Origin of the sequence: Colwellia sp. BRX8-9 (assembly GCF_014077245.1) — a bacterium.
Taxonomy (GTDB): domain Bacteria; phylum Pseudomonadota; class Gammaproteobacteria; order Enterobacterales; family Alteromonadaceae; genus Colwellia_A.
This window is the reverse complement of the sequence record NZ_JACGVN010000012.1, coordinates 20,663-43,827: the sequence shown is the minus strand read 5'-3', so window position 1 is coordinate 43,827 and position 23,165 is coordinate 20,663. Positions and strand designations below refer to the sequence as shown.

Here is a 23,165-nt window from a genome sequence, read left to right as displayed (position 1 = left end):
TTTATCGGTGTTTAAAAGAGAACATGCAAATATGATGCTCACGTTGATAGATAACATGTGGGGCTAAGAGAAATTATTTCAAGGGAATGTGATGTTTCTTAGGTAAAATAAATTTAAAAATATGCTTTGAATATGTGTTCAAAGCATAAATTTACTCAAGATTAGAATGAATAGCTCTTACGTCCTGATAAAGCATGAGATAAGGTGTTACCGTCAACATATTCAAGTTCACCACCAACAGGCACACCATGGGCAATTCGAGAAATAACCACTTGATATTTTTTAGCCAGTTCGGCAATAAAATGTGCGGTAGCTTCTCCTTCAACCGTTGGATTGGTTGCTAAAATAATTTCCTTAAACTGACCTGTCGCCAGCTGTTTCTCTAATATATCTAAGCCAAGATCATCCGGTCCAATACCATCTAGCGGCGATAAGTGCCCCATTAAAATAAAATAACGTCCTTGAAACTCCCCGGTTTGTTCTATAGCAATAACATCACCTGGACTTTCAACAATACAGAGCTGCTGGTTTATAAGCCGCTTAGCACTTTGGCAAATTTCACAGGTATCATCTTCAGTAAAATTTCGGCATTGTGAACAATGACCAATATTTTCCATCGCCACTTTTAATGTACCCGCAAGCTTCGCGCCGCCAATACGATTACGTTCAAGTAAATGAAACGCCATACGCTGCGCCGATTTAGCGCCAACACCCGGTAAACATTTAAGTGAATTGATTAATTCTTGAACCAGTGGACTAAATTTCATAACAACCTTAAAACAATGTTTAGCTAATTTTCAACGCAGGCAGTTTATCAGTTGAAGCATAAAAACCAAGATAAATTATTCTCTCGTCACTAAAAATAATACGCTATGATAGTCCAAGAATAATTATCAAAACGAATCGCTATGTTATCCAATATTTTTATTACCTTAGCCTTACTCATTGTCAGCGCTTTTTTCTTATCACGATATTTCACTTTACCTAAAAACATTTGGCTGCTTTTTATTGCACAACCCCTTGTTATGGCAGCATCACCGGTGATTGTTTTTATTGGCGGTATATTGTCGACCCGTATGGCAAGTGATCCTTCTTTAGCGACCCTACCCGTTACCGTGATGATTTTAGGGGTAGCCTGTGGTGCTATTCCTGCGGCTATGTTGGCAAAAAATAAAGGTCGCCGCTTTGCGATTTTTACCGGTTATAGTGTTGGTTTAGTTGCGACCTTAACGGCAATGGTCTCTGCACTTATTGCTAACTTTGAACTCTTTGTCTTTGCCGGTTTACTCTTTGGTATTAGTACCTCATTTATCCAGCAATTACGTTTTGCAGCAATTGAGAGTATAAAGGACGATAAAGATATTCCAACCGTGTTGTCGATTTTAATGCTAAGTGGCATTTTTTCCGCTTTTCTAGGCCCTGAAATAGCCGTAGTCGCGAAAGATTGGTTAGCATCTCCCTATGGATATGCTGGCTCATTTTTAGTGTTAGCCGGATTAATCGTTTGTGCGATGATTATTATGCTGAATTTTAAAAACACCCAGATTGAATCTCATCAACAAGTGGGCGACACTCGCCCATTGAGTGAAATTATCAAACAACCTATTTTCATTATTGCAATATTATCAGCGGCCATTGGTTTTGCCTTAATGAGTTACTTAATGACAGCAACCCCCTTGAGCATGCACCAGATGAGCGGTCATAGCTTACACGAGACAAAATGGGTAATTCAAAGCCATATTGCCGCGATGTTTATCCCTTCACTTTTTACCGCTTGGTTAGTAAAAAGAATCGGCTTGAAAAACTTAATGTTAATTGGCACAGTGATTTATGCGTTAGTCGCTGTTGTGGCGCTTTCTGGCGAGCAGGTTATGCACTATTGGTGGGCACTGATTTTATTAGGCATAGGTTGGAATTTTTTATTTTTGACCGGTACAACCTTACTGCCGCAAAGTTATAAGCCGAGTGAACGACACAAAGTACAAGCAATTAATGACTTTATTATTTTTGGTTTACAAGCAACTGCATCGTTACTCGCTGGTTGGGTTTTATTTAAAGCGGGTTGGCATACAGTAGTTCTTACGAGTATGCCCTTTATTGCCATACTCTTTGCAGTAACTTGGTTTTACTATATTAAAGACAGAAAAAAAGCCACCAACAAGGCAGCTCAATCTTAGCGATACCAATAATAGCATCAACTTATTTACAGGTGGTCATCGTTGTCTGAAAGACCAACGCCAATAGAAAAAGTCATTTTTTCAGCTACCTCAAACTCTAGACCAGCAATTGCTTTATAAGCAATTTGCTGATTTTTTTCTTCACCAAAAAGTGCACTCTGGTTCGTTTGCACCGCGCCAAGGGCTAGTTCAATAAATGGTGAGACATTATCACTTAAGCTAACATAGTTAAAACGAGAAGTTGCCCATAATCCCAGTGATTGATAATTACCCGAAGAAACTTGCCGTTCTTTAGATAACTGATTGGCGTCAACATTTTCAGCTAAGCCACTAAAATGTGCTTTGGCATAATGAATTGAAACCTCTGTCGCTAGCTGCCAGTCGTCATTCAATTGATAACGCTTACCTACACCAAGATAAACTTCAGGAACAAGATCAATTTGAGTCTCACTTAAGGCTAAGTTAGCTAAATTATCATAATGGCTTAGACCAAAACCAACAAAAGCATACGATTCCTCATCAGTTGCTATTGCCGAAAAGCTTACTAGGTGACTCACTAAGGCTCCACAGGTAATCATTATCGCTATAGATTTGTTCATCTTCATTCCTTGTTTATTGATCTTTTTCATAAAGTAAAATATCGCCTGGCTGACAATCTAGTGTTTGGCAAATGGCTTCAAGCGTTGAAAACCGTATCGCTTTTGCTCGACCACTTTTAAGTACAGATAAGTTTTGTGGCGTTATGCCTACTGACAAAGCAAGATCGTTTAATTTCATTTTACGTTTTGCTAGCATAACGTCCAGTTCTATAATCATAGCCACTAGATAACTAACTCCTGCTCTTGATGCAAGCTAGTCGCTTCGCTCATTATCCAAGCTATCACGTATATCACTAAACCAATTAATAAAAATCTTAACTCATCAGAGCCTAAGCTTATGTATAACGATAACGTATCAGAAGCTCCTGAAAATCGTAATACTAAGGTCACCACTATCGGATAAAGAAGCTTTAAGGCAATCCAAGCTAATAGCACAGTACCAATATTTTTAATGCATTGAATATTGGCGACAGTGAATACTAAACCCTGCTGATATAAACCAAATAACTTAAACAAAGACCAATAAATTAAAAGGCTTGGCAACAAATCTGCACTGCCTAGTATAAGCAAAGCGTTAAAACCTTCATCGGTTAAGGCTAACGCTAAATTTTCCCAACTACCTGAAAAGTCGATATTGGCCGCTGAAGAAATAAATGAAAAATTGTCAGTTAGCTCAAAGGTGCCTTCATTATTAACCCCAAAGAGTAATAAAAACGTAAAGCTGAAAACTTGCATAACAACAAATAGCGCAACGAGTGCCCTAACTATTTTACTTACTTTGTTGATCCTATGATGCGCTAACATAAAACTTATAACCTAAATTTATTCAATAAGCCTAATGTAGCAGAAAAAACATGCTTATCAATCTATTTTTATCGATAAACGATAAATAAATACTATTATATAATTACCCGCTGACTTTAGTTAGCGAGAAAAACGATTCAATATCGATTCATCTTCCTCGCTAGGGAACAGCTTGACCATTTCTCGTTTCAAATAATCGATACCAATCTTCACGGCTATAATTGAGTTCTAGTGCTACTTTTGCAGCAATAATTCGTTCTGGTGTGGTCGAACCAATAATAGGAAATATCTTCGCGGGGTGTTTTAGTAACCAAGCAAGAATAATTTGCCAAGGTTGACAGTTATACACTTGTGCTTGCGAAGTTAACTCCTCGGCGATACGTTGTTCATCTTCAACTGAAAAGGTATTCCCCCATGCAGAGTAGGCAACACCACCTAACGGGCACCAGGCAATTGGCGATAGTTTATCTTGTTGACATTGATCCAAAGTGCCGTCATTTAACGCATCAACATTATGAATATTAATTTCTATCTGATTCACCAATAATGGTAAATCTAATGCACTTTGTAACATCGCTACTTGTGAGGGTTTAAAGTTACTTACGCCAAAATGCGCAACTTTACCGCTGTCTTTGAGTTGTTTAAAGGTTTCGGCGACTTCATTAATATCAAATAAATAATCAGGGCGATGTAATAAGAAAAGATCGAGTTGCTCGGTATGCAAACGCTTTAAAGAACCTTCTACACTCGATAAAATATATGCTTTGCTAAAATCATAGCGTGTTGGCGCATAAGTATTTTCATTGTTTTTTGGACGAATACTTGCTTTGGAGGTAAGGATCATCTTTTCTCGCAAGTGCGGTAATTGTTTTAACAATTCACCAAATAATTGTTCACTTGCCCCTCCACCATAAATATCAGCATGATCAAAATGATTGTAGCCTGCATCAATCGCGCTCTGCACCGCACGTTTGCCTTTATCGATATCATTAACTGATTGATCACCTGCAATTCGCATACAACCATAGATTAATCGTGATGACTGGAGTTCGCTCTTACCTAAACTATAATTTTTCATTACAACTTTGCTCTCGTTTTATCGCTAATTGACTGACATAATAGCGACTTTATGGTTGTTGTTCATCAACAACTCAATCACTGCATACGTATAAATAAGGTTTTTTTCATTGCAACATTTTATTTGGGATATTGATCCAGTTTTACTTTCTATAGGTCCTTTAAGCGTTCATTGGTATGGCGCGCTATTTGCTGCCGCTATCATATCGGGTTTACAGGTGATGAAATGGGTGTATCAAACAGAGCACAAAAACCTAGAGGCTCTGGACAACTTACTGATGTATTCTGTATTTGGTATAATTATTGGTGCTCGCTTAGGCCATTGTTTCTTTTACGATCCTCAATATTACTTTGCTAATCCTTTAAAGATACTGGCCATTTGGGAAGGTGGTCTTGCTAGCCATGGCGGCGGTTTAGGACTTATTATTGCATTAGGTATATACGCAAGAAAGTATCAAGAAAACTATTTATGGCTGCTCGACCGATTAGCTATTTGTACCGCACTCTTTGGTGTATTTGTTCGTTCAGCTAACTTTGTTAACTCTGAAATATTAGGCGTTGCCAGTGATGCGCCTTGGGCTATTATTTTCGCGCGTATTGATAATATACCTCGCCACCCTGCGCAACTTTATGAAGCGATTGCGTATTTACTGATTTTTATTATTCTCTTCTTTATCTATAAAAAATCAAAAGATAAAACGCCAAAGGGTTCATTATTAGGCTTATTTTTAATATTAACCTTCACCGCTCGATTTTTAATTGAGTCAGTAAAAGTTAAACAAGCTGCTTATGAGTCGATTTGGGCGTTAAATACCGGGCAAATGCTGAGTATTCCATTTTTTATCGCTGGTATCGTTTTATTAATATGGTCGTTATCTGCCAAGAACAAACTAAAATAAGCTGAGTAGCATAATGAGTAAAAAATATTACGTGGTTTGGAAAGGTTCAAAAACAGGTGTCTTTGACAACTGGACAACGGTTCAATCCGTAACAACAGGGCGTGCTGATGCTCAATTTATGGGGTTTCCTTCACAAGTTGAAGCAGAAGCCGCTTTTAAGTCAACTTACACCAAAGCATTAACCCAGCGATCCTTAAAAACACCACCACGCAACGGAGCTGAATACCCCGCTGCGGCTAAAACCGCAAGTTCATCATTGAGTCGAGCAACAGCCTCAGCAAAACCTGCTGGCAGCACAGTACGCAGCGATCGTGAAGTCACTAAAGCTAATATCGATATTTATTGTGATGGTGCGTGTTCGCCCAACCCTGGAAAATCAGGGACTGGTGTCGCTGTTTATCATCAAGGTGAAATTCATAGCCTTTGGTATGGTGCCTATAACGCCAATGGTACTAATAACACCGCTGAGTTAATTGGTATGCTACAAGCCTTTAAATTGGCGAAAGCTTATATTGAAGCTAATCCTGGTAGAACCATTCAAGTACTGTCTGATTCAAAATACTCTATCGACAGCATCACGAAATGGGCAACAGGATGGAAAAATAAAGGTTGGAAAAAAGCAAATGGCGAAGCGATTAAAAATCCAGAGTTAGTCAAGGTTTGCTATACACTCTATCAAGAAATTAAAAAACATATTGCTATTACTCATGTTAAAGGTCACGCGAATATTGAAGGTAATGAGCTCGCCGATCGCATGGCTGTACTTGCCAGAACGTCACAAGAAATGAATTTTGTACAATATCAGCAAACAATAAATATTCGCGAAATATTAGCAACCGAAGCGGGATAATAGATCAATATATAATGCGGCCATATAGTCAACGTTCTCATGGGTTAAATGTAGCATTACCTCAAAATAAATAAGAAAAATGCAACGATATTCAATCGTTTCTTTTTTCCTACTTTACTTAAATTTTTCGGTGCTTTGCTCAATCCAAGCTATACTCAACATTCTATTTCTTATCAGAAACGTAGCCATTATCAATCTCTCAAATCATACAATATCTTGTTTATTCTCCCAATTAGGTATGAATAACTTCCAAGCAGATATAACAAGTTTTATAGAGACTCATAAAGCTATTCCAGTAAGATTACCCTTGTATTAAGCAAAAATATGGAGCCACTCACAAGTCATTATTTTAAAAGAAGCCGTGCAGGAGGATGCTAACTGGTCTGAAATGACTAACAGCTTGGTTTGTTCATTAGGTTAATGCGAGAGCAATACATAGAAAATTAAACCTAGCCTTAGACTTTTCAAATAGGATCGAGATAAAAGAATCGAAATAAAATAATCTACACATAAAGCACTTTATTTAACCTTAAAGTTGATTCCGCGCATTAATCTACTTTAATTATGCTTATATAAACAATATAGTGTTAAATAACAGAGTGTAAAAATCTATATAATGGAGATAATAAATGTCGGATAATAAAAAATACCGTTTAGTAACACGTAGTGATTTTGATGGTTTAGTTTGTGCTATTTTACTCAAACATATTAATTTAGTTGACGGTATTCTCTTTGTTCACCCCAAGGATATGCAAGACGGAAAGATAGCGGTTGGGCCAGATGATATTTCCACCAACTTACCTTATGTTGACGGTGTTCATATCGCTTTTGATCACCATCATAGTGAAACACTTCGTAATAAAAAACGAGATAACCATGTTATCGACCCTGATGCGCCTTCAGCTGCTCGCGTTGTTTATGACTACTACGGTGGCCTAGAAACTTTCCCCGCAAGCTGGACAAGCATGATGGAAGCGGTAGATAAAGGTGATTCAGCACAATTTAATAAAGAAGAAGTTTTGCATGCCAAGCGATGGGAATTACTTAATTTCATTATGGACTCACGCACAGGTTTAGGCCGTTTCAGAGAGTTTCGGATTTCGAACTATGAACTGATGATGGACTTAATTGATTTTGGTAAAGATCACAACATTGACCAATTACTCGCACTCCCTGATGTTAAGGAACGCACCGATCTTTATTTTGAACATGAAGAAAAATTTAAAGAGCAAATTAAGCGCTGTGCAACCGTACACAATAACTTAGTTGTGCTTGACTTAAGAGAAGAAGAAATTATTTACTCGGGTAATCGTTTTGTTATTTATGCCTTATTTCCACAATGTAATATTTCAATTCATGTTATGTGGGGGCTTAAAAAACAAAATACTGTTTTTGCTACCGGTAAATCTATTTTTGATCGCAGTGCAAAAACAAATGTCGGTGAACTTATGTTGAAATACAATGGTGGTGGGCATAATGCGGCGGGAACCTGTCAAGTTCCACATGATCAAAATGAAGCTTGCCTTGCCGAACTTATTGCGACGATTAATGCCGATGGCTAAGTTGCAGTAGTCAGACTCACGGCTCAATAATAGCTTACTATTGCCATCAAAAATGATGGTAATAGTAAATCGCTAATCAAAAATATTAATAGCCTTTATTCCAGTCAATATAAAAAGGTATCTGGTCGTTACTTCGATATTGTTTAATATTATTGGTCACTATTTCACCTGCACTTTCAAAATGTGTCGGCGCAGAAATATGGGGAAGAACCGTAATTTTTTCATTCGACCATAAATCATCACTTTTATCTAATGGCTCTTGTTCAAAAACATCTAGAATTGCATGTTCAAGATTACCATTGGCTAAGTGATTAATAAGGTCGTGATTAGCGACGATCCCCCCTCGAGCAAAGTTAATAATACTGGCGCCTTGCGGTAGGTTTGTCAGCAGATCCTCGTTGATGAGTTGGTAGGTCGCTGAAGTAAGTGGTAGTAAACAAATTAAAATATCTGTTTGCCTAACCATAGTCACTAACCCCTCGTCTCCTGAATAGCATGTAATGCCATTAATTAACTTATCACTTTGACTCCAACCAAGCACATTAAAGCCATTTTCATACAAACGTAACGCGCTCAACTTACCTAATTCACCTAAACCTAAAATACCTAAGGTGCGCTCTTGTGGCAGTAAATAGCGATGTTGTAGCCACTGCGCTGATTTTTGTTGTTGTAAGTATTTTGGCATATCACGATGTAAATAAAGCACCCAAGTTAAGACCGCCTCACTCATGGTTTGCGCTAATATTGGATCAATTAAACGCACGAGCTTAAAGCTTGGCGTTGGTTTATTATCGCTTAATTGCGAAACTAGCGCATCGACCCCTGCCCATAGGCTTTGTACCCATATGAGTTTGGGGTATTGAGACAAGATATCAGCATCTGGATTAGCAACAATAGCGATTTCGCATTGAAGCTTTTGCTCAACAGACAAGTCTTTATCAAGCTTAATTGCTTCATTTGGCAGCTTAGTTGATAATAGCGCTAACCAAGCATCCTGCTCTTGGTGGGCAAGTTGACTAACAAAAGTAATAACAGCCATTGTTAAATGTTTCCTCTTAGCATTATTCTTTTAAAACCATATCAATACACATTACGGCAGCAAGGATCAGCTTTCTAATCGGGTGTTCTTCAGGAACATCAGCAGAAATTTCTAATGCGTAATTGTCTGCACTGGTAAATAACTCTTTACCTATGCCACCCCATTCTTTCGATATATGAGCAAGTTCATCATTGCCATCCATAAAGCGAAAATTCCAACCAACCCAGTTGCCCTTTAACTGACAGACAAGTTGGTCTTGGTTATCAAAGATATCGAATTTTCCACCGATTGAAAATAATTTTTGTTTAAAGTAACCAACCGCATTACCGTCACAATCAAAAACAGTTACTTTTGAAATAAATAAAGAGATACCACGCTGAATTCTGATGATACGCTGATCGTCAGGCGTACGTATTTGAACATCAAAAGGTGTCATGGTTTTGTAGTCAGTGAAACGCAGCATTTTAGTAAAAAAGCCTAAATTAGGCTCTCGACATTCCATGATGATATCCCCTGTTTCAGGATCATAAATGTCGTAATTATTTGCCGCTTTAAATAGGCCAACATGCTCTTTGATTATATAAGTATTCTTATTAATTCTAGTATTCATTAAACGCTCACTCCGTGAGTTTAGCTATTGTTGTTATTACGAAAATCATTGATGATAATAGTTGTCTTTGCTTTTATATTGATTGAAATTAACATTAAACCATACAAATTGACGTTATTTAGTCGCTTTAATCACTTGCTCTAAATAGGTAGACATTTCAGTTAATACTTTATTCTTACTGGGTTTTATTGTGGCATATAACGCATATAAAAAACTCTGTGTGTTATGTAATTTAATTAATCCTTGTTCACTTTGATAAACATCTTGCCATTGATTAAAAGGAGCAGGATCAACCACTTTAATAAGCCAAAGGTTAAAATCATCAGCAGAGTATTGTTCTCGTAAAAAAACATATATAACAGCCATAGCGATACGTTTTGCCTCTCCTTGAATATATGAATGTTGATCATTAGCAGTAATTTGGCTGGCTAAAGCGACCAGTATCTTATCGAGTTGCGCTTTGTTAACTTTAGGGTTTAACGCCAATTGCAGCATAAGGTCTGCAGCATGAGCGATACTATGTTGCCAGCCAGTTTTAGCTGAAAAACCGCGATAATCTTTTATATTAGCTAAAAAACTTGTACCCACATTAACTAAATAGTCTCTTTGGTCAACGGTTAAAAAAGGTGAGTGCCTATCGACACGAACCACTTCAGCTAATACCAAGATTGAGAATGACTGATAGACACCAAAGGTGTCAGTTACTTTCGATTCTAAAACACGAGTTAAGTAGTTAAACATTTTAATATGTATTGCTTGGCTAAGGTGTTCGTTTCGCAACCAATAACTTAATGCTTCAAAAGCGACACCATCTCTTATTTCAGCATCTGGGCTTGCTAAACAAGCCAGTAATTGTAGTGCTAAAGCTTCTTTATCTGCTTTGTTTTCAAGGGTAAATTTATCTTCTTTGAGTTGTAGTAGATTTTTTTTATGCCATTGCTTCGATAAACACTGTTTATTGACTTGCTGCGCATTGATCAATACTTCATTAGCAGAGAAGGCAGAGCTACTGATAAGAAGCATCAATATTATTGGAATTTTTAATGAAAATTTCATTTTACATCCTTTTAAAGTTATTTAATTATCTTAAAAATAAGCACATCAGGATACCACCACATCGGCAAAAAAAACATAAAATGAAGACGTTAGTGAGTTGTATTGAGAAAGGATTTAAGAACGATAGTAATTAACAGAGTTTGCATATAGCAATCATTGGTGGTTTAAACTGATGACTTGCTTTTCAGCTAAGGCAATTAACGTTTCTAATTCACCACTTTGTTGCAGACGCATTATTTCTTGGTTAATAAGAGCAACCAAATTTTTATTTTTCTGATGTATATAATGATAAAGAGGAAAAACAGCTAATGGCTTTTTTGCAGGAATTATGTTTTGGTAACCCAACCTTTTCAAGATTAGCTGACCGTCTATAGTATTGGTCAAGGCAACATCAACTAGACCACTTTGTAATATTTTAAACATATTTTCAGTACTATTCATTTCGACAACATTACTTAAGCCATTCGTTATATTATCGGTGTGTTTTACACCTCTAATTTTGGCCAATTTATATTTTTTTAAATCATCTTTACTGACAATATTGAGCTGCTTACTTGCTAGGCTAAATGGCATAGTTTGCAAAGAATAATAAGGAGTAGGAACTCTGATCATTTCGTTGTTCTCATCTGCGTAGGACCAAATTCTCATTATTTCGCCATCACTTTGCCCGATACTCGCTAATAATTCCGCTCTTTTAGCAGGTAAAGGCGTAATAGTAATGTCTATCCCTATATTTTTATAAATTTGAGGTAAAACAATTCGACCGACTTCTTGTTCAATCAGTAATTCAATAGAAGCAAAATTGTAGTGGAGAGTTTTAGGCAGTACTAGAGAACTATGCTTTGGAATAATGGCTGAATTTTCATATGAAATATAAGTAGGGGTAACAATCGATTGAGCAAGTACATTTGGAGACACCATCAAAATGAAGTATATACCACTAAGTAAAAAATAAAGACTGAATATTACCTTCACTTAGACTACCACCTTCAAATTAATGCTTATAAAGTATAATCCTTTTGGTAACGACCTCCTTGTTTTTCTTGAAAACTTTACTTATGCAGAGCCTATTCGATAGGACCATAATATAAATTGGCGGGTAAAATGACAAGTAAAACCTTAAAATGCGGCCCGGCATACTTTGCTCAGTCAGATATAATAGCTATCTAGTGGCACATAACAATATCGCAAAAGGTTAACAATCGGGGCAAAATTTAAACATAAAAGCCTGCTGTTCGATTAACTAGACCGGTCACGTGATACTCGTTTTAGCTTAGGCATGACTTCGCGTCATGCGAGTCGTGGTTTAGTCATAGGCCTACCTTTTCATTCTCTAGGTTGCATATTAGAGACTTACGCAATGAACAACACGTAATATTTTTCACTCTGACCTAGTGTTTTATTCACAAGACTAAAGCGGCGACAAGACAAGCTAGCTTTAAAATAAAAAACCCGCTAGATAGCGGGTTTTAAAGGTGAATTAATCAGACTAAACTTACTGATATAAAATAATCATCACTGATATTTATTGTACCGGGATATTAATAGTACCCGTAACAATGTCACCCGCTTTTGTTTGATAAGCATATTCAAACGTTAAACTATTTTCCGAGCTATCTAAATCATCAGAAGCGTATATAGACGTTGAGGCGCGGTAAACTTTCTGATTGTCTGATTGAGCGGTTCCTGTTTCAATCGACGTTTGAAGACTTTCGGTAATTAATGTTTCATTTTCAGCAAGTTTGACTAGTCCCAATGGTGAAACATTATAAGTATTACTATCTCTAACAAGAGTAAAATTTCTTACTGAATTATAACTGACACCGTCTTCTGTTACCGAGTAAAGACGCATTGAAAAGCTTTGTAACGTTTCAATTGATGATGGTAGATATAAATAAACACTGCGATCATAATTTGAAGGTGAAGAACTATCACCCGCTGAATTGGAGAGAGTAATCGCATTTCCGTTGCTGGTAAAATTATTGTTATCTAAATGTACGTCATTAATATCAAAGTCATCATTATTTTCGATATAAAACGAAAGTGAATCATTATTAACATCGACAGATTTTTCTGTAGACTTCACAACTAAGTTACCGACATTGTATTGGTAATTTTGACTTTTAGGCAAAGAGTTAACCGGCGTAATCGTAAGTTTGGTGTCATTTAAACTCATCTCAAATGAAACAGGAATATCTACCATGCCACTAACAACTGTAGTACCGGGTAAAATAACATCAGTCGATGAATCATTACCTTTAACAACGGTAAAACCAGAAGTATTAGTAAGTGATAGGCTACTTGCTGATGCGGTAATAGCTTGAGAGTAGAATACACTGAAACTTTTATCGATATAATTTACTTCATTTGCCGCAATAACGACCTCTAAAGAAGAGCTATCATTAGTAACAACTCTTGGCATAACCGCTAACTCAACAACGTCAGTATTAGCGATATTATAACAACAGTTTTCTAAAGCACCTGAAATGTTGACTCTTAAGCTGTCATCATCGTTCTTATTCAGTGATATTGAAGCACTTTGATAAGAGATATCGTTTGCCATAAATGAAGGGATTTCTACTCGTGAGTAATCGCCAAACATTGCTGAAATCACATACTGTTCTGTTGCAGCATCAAAAGTAGAAGTCGTCTGTGTACCCGCAGAGTCTGTAGAGAATAACTCAGCACCTAAAATAACATTCGCACTTGCATCAATCATTGTAATGCGAAATTCAATCTCTTTTAACGGCATTTTTTCTTCAACATAAAGCGTTAATGATTCATCACTATTCGATGATAAAAAATATAATTCATTACTACTAATGTTGTTATTTAACTCAGGATTATAATCTATTTCACCATCTTTATTGAGATCTAAGTTGACTCTAACCATAATATTGAGAAACTTTGGTATGGTGATATGGTAAACGCCATTGGCTTCATTATAAGTCGAGTGGTGTTGATACTTATTTGACCTTGAACTAGTACCGTAATGAGATGAAGCTTTAAACGCTAATCCAGTAAGAGGCAATCCTGATGTTTTATTAATAACAGTTATTTGCATATCTTTAGCTGTAGAAACTTCAAATTGACCAAAATCATTGGCCGTATTGACTGCATTTGAATGACCCGTATTAATGAAATATGCACGTGATAAAAATTCATTATTGCTACTTTCAATAATCATTTCAATATCAGAATTAGCAGGAAGGTTTTCTAGTTTAAACTCGCCACCGTTGAAGCTAACGCTATCGACGAGGACAACATCAGCGGCAATAATTGTAATGTTCGTGGCTGATACGGCTTGATTATCCAATGCATTAACAACAATCCCCGTTAATGCAACAGAAGCGGCAGGAGTACCAGGATTGATAGAATTGTTAGTGCCACTAAGAATTTCATTTTGTGCTTGGATTGCTTGCACTACATCTTCGTTATTATTGTCGTTTTCTACTTCTAAACATGCTGTTAATAAACATAAAGAAACGCTTATCATCACTAGATTTACATACTTCAATTTTACTTTCCTTTTAAAATTTAGAAGGGAAATAGAATTAAACAATCTTTGTCGTATCGAATTCCCTTCAATAGAGCGAAAATGTTAACACATAATTAAATAACAGTTAACAACCTTAGTGTAATTATTGATGTTAATAATAAATAAAAATAGGATATAACATTGGACGACTTAATTAACATACTAGTTATCTGACAAGTTCCGTATAAAACAATTATGGAATGACGGCTTGGGGGTTACGATATGGTTTAAAGCTAGTTTATGCAAAAGCGCTCTTTGAGCTCAAAGAGGCTTCGGCGTTCACCCTCTTTGGGAGTAGTCAGCCTCCTGAAAATCAAACCCTTTAACAAAACCAAAGCTGGTAAATTAAAGTGAGTGTCCTTCTAATTTGACGAGAATCGATATTTAAATAAATTCAGCATGAACTCAAGCTTCTTCATCATGACCCAAAATTTCATCATCCTGAACCCAACCTCCGTTATCCTGACCCCTTACTTAGTCATCCTGAATCCATACTCCGTCATCCTGAATCCGTACTCCGTCATCCTGAACCTGTACTCCGTCATCCTGAACTTGTTTCAGGATCTCGACATTAACAATTCAAAGCCCAGATACTGAAATAAATTCAGCATGACGATAGTGGATACTGAAATAAATTCAGCATGACGATAATGGATACTGAAGTAAATTCAGCATGACGATAGTGGATACTGGAATAAATTCAGCATGCACTCAAACGCCATCATCCTGAACCCAACCTCCGTCATCCTGAACTTGTTTCAGGATCTCGACCTTAACAACTCAAAGCCCAGATACTGAAATAAATTCAGCATGACGTGAGTAGATACTGAAATAAATTCAGCATGACGAGAGTGGATACTGGAATAAATTCAGCATGACGAGAGTGGATACTGAAATAAATTCAGTATCCACTCAAACGCCATCATTCTGAACCCAACCTCCGTCATCCTGAACTTGTTTCAGGATCTCGTCCTTAACAACTCAAAGTCCAGATACTGAAATAAATTCAGCATGACGATGATGGATACTGAAGTAAGTTCAGCATGACGTGAGTGGATACTGGAATAAATTCAGTATGAAGGCAAACTCCATCATCCTGAACCCAAGCGCCGTCATCCTGAATTTATTTCAGGATCTCGACATTAACAACTCAAAGACCAGACACCAACAATAGACAATCTTCAAACCAGAAATTTAGAGTGAGTGTCTGTTTAATATTGTATGTTTAATAATCGAGTAATTTTCGGTTATTGCCAAAACGCTGAGACACCCAGTTTTGCAATAAGCTATTGCAAAACTGAATAAAGGGTAAGTTTGAGCGAGAAGCGGATCTTTGAATCGATAGCTGTAAAGGTCATAACAAAGCTTAGATAAACAAATCAATTCATAGTGCAATCGACCTAAAGATACAATCGATTGAGATATGTGTTAGCGTTAAACGGTTGGACTCTTCGTTTAGCAAATGCTTTAAGTCATTTATGAAAATAATCGGCTTTAGCCTAATTAAATCAACGTCATTTTTTCAACAGTGAAGTAATGAGTAATACTTAATTACTTCACTGTTGTTTGTAGATGGCCTGAGGAAATCAAAAAATGTCTGAGTATGCTGATATAATCATCAATGCGACGCCCCCCCCCTTAATTACACTAGATAAAAATTTAAGGATAGTCACTGCAAACGATTCTTTTTATACGTTTTTTCATGTCAAGTCTGAAAATGCCATCGGATACCTCATATACGAGTTAGACAATAAACAATGGGATATTCCTGCACTGCGAGAACTATTAGAAACAATTTTACCCCAGAAAACCAGTTTTAATAGCTACCTAGTTGAGCACAATTTTGCCAATATAGGTCGGCGAATCATGCTGATAAATGCCCAACAGATTGAAGAAGATGAAGATAGAGAACTGATTATTTTATTGTCCATGGAGGACGTCACCGAGCGAGTAGATGAATTAGTCACCGCCAACGAAGAGAAAGACAAGCTAGAAGATGATTTAGTCATCGCCAACAAAGAGAAAGACAAGCTAGAAGATGATTTAGTCATTGCTAACGAAGAAAAAGACAAGCGAGCAGATGAATTAGTCATTGCTAACGAAGAGAAAGAGCATCTGCTACAAAAGATAAGACGTGCAGCCAGTGTTTTTACCCATACCCAAGAGAGCATCATGATAACCGATGCAACTGCGACTATTACTGAAGTCAACGATACATTCAGCCGCATCACTGGTTACGATTCTAAAGATGTACTGGGAGAAAATTCAAGGATCCTCCAATCTGGATGTGAATCGCCAGAATTTTTTAGGGAAATGTGGGATACGCTGCAAACACAGGGGCATTGGCGTGGCGAGATATCGAACCGTCGTAAAAATGGTCAAATATTTCCCGCAATGCTATCCATTAGTGCTGTAAAAAATGCTGATGGTCTTACGCAACACTACGTTTCATTATCCACTGACATTTCATCTATAAAGGCGTACCAAAGGCAATTGGAACGCAGTACTCATTACGATTTACTAACCAATCTGCCTAACCGCGTATTAGTGACAGACCGCATTACACAAGCTTTGGTGCAATGCCAACGTGGTAGTCAGTCATTAGCCGTTGCGTTTATGGACTTAGATGGCTTTAAAGACGTCAATGACAAGTATGGCCATAATATGGGGGACGAGTTGCTCATTGCTGTATCACAACAGATGCAAGCAGCTTTACATGAAGATGACACGCTCGCACGTATTGGCGGTGATGAATTTATCGCAGTAATGATTAATTTAGAAAAGCCCGAAGATAGTGTGCCGGTATTAGAATGTCTACTAAAGGCCGCAGCTAATCCTGTTACCGTGGGCGATGTCATCATGCAAGTTTCAGTGAGTATGGGTGTCGCCTTTTATCCGCAAGACGGTGTGGAAGCAGACCCACTCATACGTCGTGCCGACCAAGCCATGTATGTTGCCAAGCAAGAAGGTAAAAACCGTTATCACCTGTTTGATACTGCAAAAGATAATTTAATTAATACACAACGAAAAAGTATCAACGATGTTCGTACAGCTATGGCTAATGACGAGTTTGTGCTGCACTATCAACCCAAGGTGAATATGCAGACTGGCGATGTGATAGGGGTAGAAGCGTTAATCCGCTGGCAGCATTCAGTACGTGGCTTAGTTCCGCCTTTAGATTTTTTACCTGTGATAGAAGGTCATGCCATAAGTTTAGAACTGGGTGAATGGGTCATAGATAGGGCATTAAGCCAAATAATCCAATGGCGAAACATGGGAATAAATCTCCCAGTCAGTGTCAACATCAGTGCCTATCAAGTACAACAAAGTAACTTCACAACTCGCTTAGCTACATTGCTAGCGATCCATCCTGAAGTGGCCCCCAACTGTTTAGAATTAGAAATACTCGAAACTAGTGCCTTACATGATATCAGCCAAGTGTCTGCGACTATGAATGCATGCTGTGAACTTGGCGTACGCTTTGCTTTAGATGACTTCGGCACGGGCTATTCGTCACTTACCTATCTTAGACGCCTGCCAGCGCACTTAATTAAAATCGACCAAACCTTTGTACGGGAGATGTTAGAAAATGCTGATGATTCCGCTATTGTTGAAGCTGTAATAGGATTAGCTAAAGCATTCCGGCGTGACGTGATTGCTGAGGGCGTAGAAACTATTCCTCATGGATTAGCATTATTAAAACTTGGTTGTCAGTTGGCGCAGGGTTATGGTATTGCTCGACCCATGCCTGCCATTGATATTCCCAAATGGGTATCTAACTGGAAAGCCGATGATTCTTGGCAGATATGATACTTAAAGTCTGATATTTGACTTAATTTCATGCTAACGGGGTGTTTAAAACTTACTTGCTATTTAAAATATAAAATTTCGTTTCACCTCAAGAGTAAAGTTGCTCTTGAAGACAACACATCGTTCGAACACGGCAGAATAAAAATCATAGACTTCTCATTCACTCACTAAAAAGCGCTTAATGTCGGAGAACACTAAAGTTGAAAACTTTCTATAACTGAAATAAGCGACTCGTTGACAATCGAAAGCTATTTACCTGCGGGGTCGATGGAGTTTCATTTTTGGATCTGAAACAGTCGATTGCACTAGGACCAGTGAACGGCGGCAATGGTGACAAATAAGATCGTTAAAACCAGTTTTTTTCGAGCTACCGCTACGACCGCTATTGGCACTTTTAAGTAGGTCATATTCAGTGATTACTATTCCAGTTTAGTAGCCATATTTTGGGTTATTAAACAGAAATAAAGATAATAATTCTACCTTAACAACTAAAGGCCCAGATACTGAAATAAATTCAGTATGACGAGAATGGATACTGAAATAAATTCAGCATGACGATAATGGATACTGAAGTAAATTCAGCATGCATTCAAACGCCATCATTCTTAACCCAACTTCCGTCATCCTGAACCTGTACTCCGTCATCCTAAACTTGTTTCAGGATCTCGACCTTAACAACTCAAAGCCCAGATACTGAAATAAATTCAGCATGACGATAATGGATACTGAAGTAAATTCAGCATGACGAGAGTGGATACTGGAATAAATTCAGCATGACGAGAGTGGATACTGGAATAAATTCAGCATGCACTCAAACGCCATCATCCTGAACCCAACTTCCGTCATCCTGAACTTGTTTCAGGATCTCGACCTTAACAACTCAAAGCCCAGATACTGAAATAAATTAAGTATGAACCCAACCTCCGTCATCCTGAACTTGTTTCAGGATCTCGACCTTAACAACTCAAAGCCCAGATACTGAAATAAATTCAGCATGACGAGAATGGAGACTGAAATAAACTACTAGATATTTTTGGAGAAAAAATTGATTTACACTTAGTGATGGATGAGTGCATTTACGCTATATCTCAAATGCATATTCAAGCACGAAAGTTTATTAAGCCTACAATGAACAATGCATTAAGTATTTTCAAAAAGAGAAAAATAAGTATAGAAAAATAATATGGTAAGGTTTAACTGATATCTGTTTATATGAAAGTAATATTAGATTACTGTCGCTTGATGTTGAATGGTTTAATGTTGTTCCCTACATTCAGGAAAAATATTCAGTTGCATTGAATTATCGAAATATTGAGCACAACACGTATTAATAAAAAACCCGCAATCTCTATGCGAGAATGCGGGTTTTTATTAAGAATTACAAATTAGCAGCGCTAGCTTACCAACCTGTTTTCTCTTTAAGTGCTACGCCGATATCAGCTAAAGAACGAACAGTTTTAACACCAGCCGCTTCTAATGCTGCAAATTTCTCATCAGCAGTACCTTTACCACCGGCGATAATCGCGCCAGCGTGACCCATACGCTTACCTTCTGGTGCAGTAACACCAGCAATGTAAGATACAACAGGTTTAGTAACGTGTGCTTTGATATATTCAGCCGCTTCTTCTTCAGCAGTTCCGCCAATTTCACCAATCATTACAATTGCTTCAGTTTGTGGATCATTTTGGAACATTTCCAATACGTCGATGAAGTTAGTTCCTGGGATCGGGTCACCACCAATACCTACACAAGTAGATTGGCCAAAACCTGCATCAGTTGTTTGCTTAACGGCTTCGTACGTTAACGTACCAGAACGTGAAACAATACCTACTTTACCAGGCTTGTGGATGTGACCAGGCATGATACCAATCTTAGTTTCGCCAGGAGTAATAACACCTGGGCAGTTAGGACCGATCATACGAACGCCAGATTGATCAAGCTTAGCTTTAACGTCAACCATATCTAAAGTAGGAATACCTTCAGTGATAGTAACGATAAGCTCGATGCCTGCATCAATTGCTTCTAAAATTGCATCTTTACAGAAAGGAGCTGGAACGTAAATAACTGTTGCTGTTGCGCCAGTTGCTTCTACAGCTTCACGTACTGTGTTAAATACTGGTAGGCCTAAATGCGTTTGACCGCCTTTACCTGGGCTTACGCCACCGACCATTTGTGTACCGTATTCAAGTGCTTGTTCTGAATGGAATGTACCTTGACCACCGGTAAAACCTTGACAGATTACTTTAGTATCTTTGTTAATTAAGATAGACATTATTTGCCCTCCGCAGCTGCTACAACTTTAGTCGCTGCATCAGTTAATGACTCAGCAGCAATGATATCTAAGCCAGATTTTTTAAGAACTTCACGACCTTCTTCAGCATTTGTACCTTCTAAACGTACAACTACAGGTACTTTAACGCCTACATCTTTAACTGCAGCGATAATACCTTCAGCAATCATGTCACAACGTACGATGCCACCAAAGATGTTAACTAAAACAGCTTTAACGTTGTCGTCAGAAAGAATGATTTTGAATGCTTCAGAAACACGTTCTTTCGTTGCTCCGCCGCCAACATCTAGGAAGTTAGCTGGCTTGCCGCCGTGTAAATTAACGATATCCATAGTACCCATTGCTAGGCCTGCACCGTTAACCATACAACCAACGTTACCGTCTAAGGCTACGTAGTTTAATTCAAAACGTGCAGCATGAGCTTCACGTTCATCTTCTTGAGATGGATCATGGAACGCACGCATTTTAGGTTGACGGTATAAAGCATTACCATCGATACCAATTTTACCGTCTAAACAGTGAAGATTACCTTCGTCAGTAATAACTAACGGGTTGATTTCTAATAAGGCAAAATCGAAATCTTCAAACATTTTTGCAAGACCTAAAAAGATCTTAACAAATTGCTTCATTTGCGTCGGGTTTAAACCTAACTTAAAACCTAATTCACGAGCTTGGTACGGTTGAGCACCAACAAGTGGATCGATTTCAGCTTGGTGAATTAACTCAGGCGTTTCTTCAGCAATCTTCTCAATATCAACACCGCCTTCAGTAGAGGCCATGAATACTACTCTACGACTAGCGCGGTCAACAACAGCACCAAGATATAATTCGTTAGCAATATCTGTACAGCTTTCTACTAAAATTTTAGCAACTGGCTGACCGTTAGCGTCAGTTTGGTAAGTAACTAAGTTCTTACCTAACCAGTTTTGAGCAAAATCTTTGATTTCTTGCTTAGATTTAACTAGCTTAACGCCGCCAGCTTTACCGCGACCGCCCGCGTGAACTTGAGTTTTAACAACCCACATAGTGCCGCCGATTTTATCAGCCGCTTCTGCCGCTTCCTGAGGTGTATCGCAAGCGAAACCTTCAGAAACTGGTAAACCATATTCAGCGAATAATTGTTTCGCTTGATACTCATGCAAATTCATGGTGTATTTCCATTTATCTGTGAATGATAATGACAGCTGTTCTTAGTCATAAATATAAGTAAAATCTTAATTTTAATCATAAATATAAATAAAATTAGCTATCATCGAAAAAAGTTGATCGATTATAGTATAAAAGCTCTAAGGAACAAAGTCCCCAGAGCTAATACTATAGTCTAAATCAAAAGATTTAAACTTCTCGATTATATATCAAGAAGTAGACGTGTTGGATCTTCTAACAAGTCTTTAATTGCCACTAAAAAGCCAACAGATTCTTTACCATCAATTAAACGATGATCATAAGAAAGTGCTAAGTACATCATAGGAAGTATTTCAACTTTTCCATCAACAGCCATAGGTCTGTCTTGGATCTTATGCATACCTAAAATAGCCGCTTGCGGTAAGTTTAAAATAGGTGTTGAAAGTAGTGAACCAAAAACACCACCGTTAGTAATCGTGAAATTACCGCCGGTCATATCTTCAATTGAAAGCTTTCCGTCGCGACCTTTTATTGCTAAGTCACGAATACCATTTTCAATCGCTGCCATACCTAATTGATCTGCATCACGTAATACTGGTGTTACTAAGCCACGCGGCGTAGAAACAGCAATTGAGATGTCAAAAAAGTTATGATAAACAATATCGTCACCATCGATTGATGCATTAACCGCTGGAAAGCGTTTTAATGCTTCAGTAACCGCTTTAACATAAAATGACATAAAGCCTAAACGCGTATCATGCGTCTTCTCAAAAAGATCTTTATATTGCTTACGAAGATCCATAATTGGCTTCATGTTAACTTCGTTAAACGTTGTTAGCATTGCCGTTGAGTTTTTAGCTTCTAATAAACGTTTGGCAATTGTCTTGCGTAAACGTGTCATAGGTACACGTTTTTGTGTACGTTCGCCTAAATCTTGTGCAACAGGCGTCGCAGCAGCAGTTTTTGCCGCTGGAGCTGGAGCTGCAGGTTTATTAGCCGCTGCTTCAACATCTTCTTTAGAAATACGTCCACCTTTACCTGTACCTCTAACATTAGCAGCTGTTAAGCCTTTTTCTGTCATTAAACGACGAACAGAAGGGCTAGCTAATTCATCAGAGCTAATCGCATCTTCTGAAGTAGCTGCAGGAGCACTTGCTGTTGCGCCCGCATTAAGTTGGCCAATAACTTGTGAACCTAATACCGTGTCACCTTCGACGTGGATTATCTTACCAATCACACCATTGTCTTGAGCAACAACTTCTAGAACAACTTTATCCGTTTCGATATCAACCAAGTTTTGGTCAACAGAAACTGTATCACCCTCAGCAACATGCCAAGTAGCAACTGTTGCATCAGCAACAGACTCAGGTAAAACCGGTACGATGATGTCGATAACTTTCACTGCTGTTGCCGCCGCAGGAGCTGATTTTGCCGCTGCTGCAGGTTTTGCCGCTGCAGGAGCTGAAACATCAGCTGATGCATCGCCTTCAGTGAGGATTGCAATTACTTGCTCGCCTAATACTGTTGCGCCTTCGGCTTGAGAAATCTCAGTGATCACTCCATCAACGACAGCTTGTACTTCAAGTACAACTTTGTCAGTTTCAATATCTACTAATACTTGGTCACGTGAAACTTTATCACCTACTTGAACATGCCAAGTAGCTACGGTTGCATCAGCAACAGATTCAGGTAAAACGGGAACCTTAATTTCGGTTGTCATTTATTTTAT

18 protein-coding genes and 1 pseudogene are annotated in these 23,165 nt (G+C 37.9%); 6 read left to right on the top strand and 13 right to left on the bottom strand.

Annotation, left to right across the window (positions count from 1 at the left end; translation table 11 throughout):
• Window positions 1-161 precede the first annotated feature (161 nt).
• Window positions 162-767, bottom strand: a complete 606-nt coding sequence (gene recR / locus H4J70_RS11600; protein WP_182251185.1) for a recombination mediator RecR — start codon at window positions 765-767, stop codon at window positions 162-164.
• A gap of 141 nt (window positions 768-908) precedes the next feature.
• On the opposite strand from recR, the gene H4J70_RS11595 reads away from it, so the two are divergent.
• Entirely contained in the window at window positions 909-2,177 is a 1,269-nt protein-coding gene (locus tag H4J70_RS11595) for an MFS transporter (RefSeq protein WP_182251184.1), read from the top strand.
• A gap of 26 nt (window positions 2,178-2,203) precedes the next feature.
• Here the strand turns inward: H4J70_RS11595 and H4J70_RS11590 are convergent, their stop codons facing one another.
• The 4 genes from H4J70_RS11590 to H4J70_RS11575 form a co-directional block, all read right to left on the bottom strand.
• A complete protein-coding gene (locus H4J70_RS11590; protein ID WP_182251183.1) occupies window positions 2,204-2,776 on the bottom strand; it encodes an outer membrane beta-barrel protein in 573 nt (190 codons plus the stop codon).
• 13 nt (window positions 2,777-2,789) lie between these two features.
• Entirely contained in the window at window positions 2,790-2,999 is a 210-nt protein-coding gene (locus tag H4J70_RS11585; RefSeq protein ID WP_070376211.1) for a helix-turn-helix transcriptional regulator, read from the bottom strand.
• Window positions 2,999-3,580, bottom strand: a complete 582-nt coding sequence (locus H4J70_RS11580; RefSeq protein WP_182251182.1) for a DUF2975 domain-containing protein — start codon at window positions 3,578-3,580, stop codon at window positions 2,999-3,001. The genes H4J70_RS11585 and H4J70_RS11580 overlap by 1 nt, the downstream gene beginning before the upstream one ends.
• A 160-nt stretch (window positions 3,581-3,740) precedes the next feature.
• Entirely contained in the window at window positions 3,741-4,658 is a 918-nt protein-coding gene (locus H4J70_RS11575) for an aldo/keto reductase family oxidoreductase (protein WP_182251181.1), read from the bottom strand.
• Window positions 4,659-4,767: 109 nt separating this feature from the next.
• Here H4J70_RS11575 and lgt point away from each other — a divergent pair, with 109 nt between their 5' ends.
• From lgt to H4J70_RS11550, 4 genes and pseudogenes are all read left to right on the top strand, one after another.
• Window positions 4,768-5,556: a prolipoprotein diacylglyceryl transferase gene (lgt, locus tag H4J70_RS11570; RefSeq protein ID WP_070376208.1), complete on the top strand. Its 789-nt coding sequence runs from the start codon at window positions 4,768-4,770 to the stop codon at window positions 5,554-5,556.
• 13 nt (window positions 5,557-5,569) lie between these two features.
• Window positions 5,570-6,406, top strand: a complete 837-nt coding sequence (locus tag H4J70_RS11565; RefSeq protein ID WP_182251180.1) for a ribonuclease H family protein — start codon at window positions 5,570-5,572, stop codon at window positions 6,404-6,406.
• Between the two features lie 79 nt (window positions 6,407-6,485).
• A pseudogene (locus tag H4J70_RS21025) lies at window positions 6,486-6,827 on the top strand (DUF2789 family protein).
• A gap of 208 nt (window positions 6,828-7,035) precedes the next feature.
• Window positions 7,036-7,968 (top strand): exopolyphosphatase, encoded by a 933-nt coding sequence (locus H4J70_RS11550; RefSeq protein WP_182215412.1) that lies wholly within the window; start codon window positions 7,036-7,038, stop codon window positions 7,966-7,968.
• Between the two features lie 85 nt (window positions 7,969-8,053).
• On the opposite strand, the gene H4J70_RS11545 is transcribed toward H4J70_RS11550, so the two are convergent.
• The 5 genes from H4J70_RS11545 to H4J70_RS11525 form a co-directional block, all read right to left on the bottom strand.
• Entirely contained in the window at window positions 8,054-9,007 is a 954-nt protein-coding gene (locus H4J70_RS11545; protein WP_182251178.1) for a glyoxylate/hydroxypyruvate reductase A, read from the bottom strand.
• Between the two features lie 22 nt (window positions 9,008-9,029).
• The gene (locus tag H4J70_RS11540; RefSeq protein WP_182243696.1) at window positions 9,030-9,617 is read right to left on the bottom strand and encodes an LURP-one-related/scramblase family protein; all 588 of its coding nucleotides are present in this window, start codon (window positions 9,615-9,617) and stop codon (window positions 9,030-9,032) included.
• Between the two features lie 114 nt (window positions 9,618-9,731).
• Window positions 9,732-10,673, bottom strand: a complete 942-nt coding sequence (locus tag H4J70_RS11535) for a DUF2785 domain-containing protein (protein WP_182243695.1) — start codon at window positions 10,671-10,673, stop codon at window positions 9,732-9,734.
• Window positions 10,674-10,826: 153 nt separating this feature from the next.
• Entirely contained in the window at window positions 10,827-11,648 is an 822-nt protein-coding gene (locus tag H4J70_RS11530; protein WP_310740338.1) for a transporter substrate-binding domain-containing protein, read from the bottom strand.
• 550 nt (window positions 11,649-12,198) lie between these two features.
• On the bottom strand, window positions 12,199-14,190 hold the full coding sequence (locus H4J70_RS11525) for a hypothetical protein (RefSeq protein ID WP_182251177.1): 1,992 nt from the start codon (window positions 14,188-14,190) through the stop codon (window positions 12,199-12,201).
• 1,614 nt (window positions 14,191-15,804) lie between these two features.
• Between H4J70_RS11525 and H4J70_RS11520 the strand changes: the two genes are divergently transcribed.
• Window positions 15,805-18,021 (top strand): EAL domain-containing protein, encoded by a 2,217-nt coding sequence (locus H4J70_RS11520; RefSeq protein WP_182251176.1) that lies wholly within the window; start codon window positions 15,805-15,807, stop codon window positions 18,019-18,021.
• A gap of 1,399 nt (window positions 18,022-19,420) precedes the next feature.
• Here the strand turns inward: H4J70_RS11520 and sucD are convergent.
• From sucD to odhB, 3 genes are all read right to left on the bottom strand, one after another.
• Window positions 19,421-20,293: a succinate--CoA ligase subunit alpha gene (gene sucD / locus H4J70_RS11515; RefSeq protein ID WP_070376201.1), complete on the bottom strand. Its 873-nt coding sequence runs from the start codon at window positions 20,291-20,293 to the stop codon at window positions 19,421-19,423.
• Entirely contained in the window at window positions 20,293-21,459 is a 1,167-nt protein-coding gene (gene sucC / locus H4J70_RS11510) for an ADP-forming succinate--CoA ligase subunit beta (RefSeq protein ID WP_070376200.1), read from the bottom strand. The genes sucD and sucC overlap by 1 nt, the downstream gene beginning before the upstream one ends.
• A gap of 200 nt (window positions 21,460-21,659) precedes the next feature.
• Window positions 21,660-23,156, bottom strand: a complete 1,497-nt coding sequence (gene odhB, locus H4J70_RS11505; RefSeq protein ID WP_182215423.1) for a 2-oxoglutarate dehydrogenase complex dihydrolipoyllysine-residue succinyltransferase — start codon at window positions 23,154-23,156, stop codon at window positions 21,660-21,662.
• Window positions 23,157-23,165 lie beyond the last annotated feature (9 nt).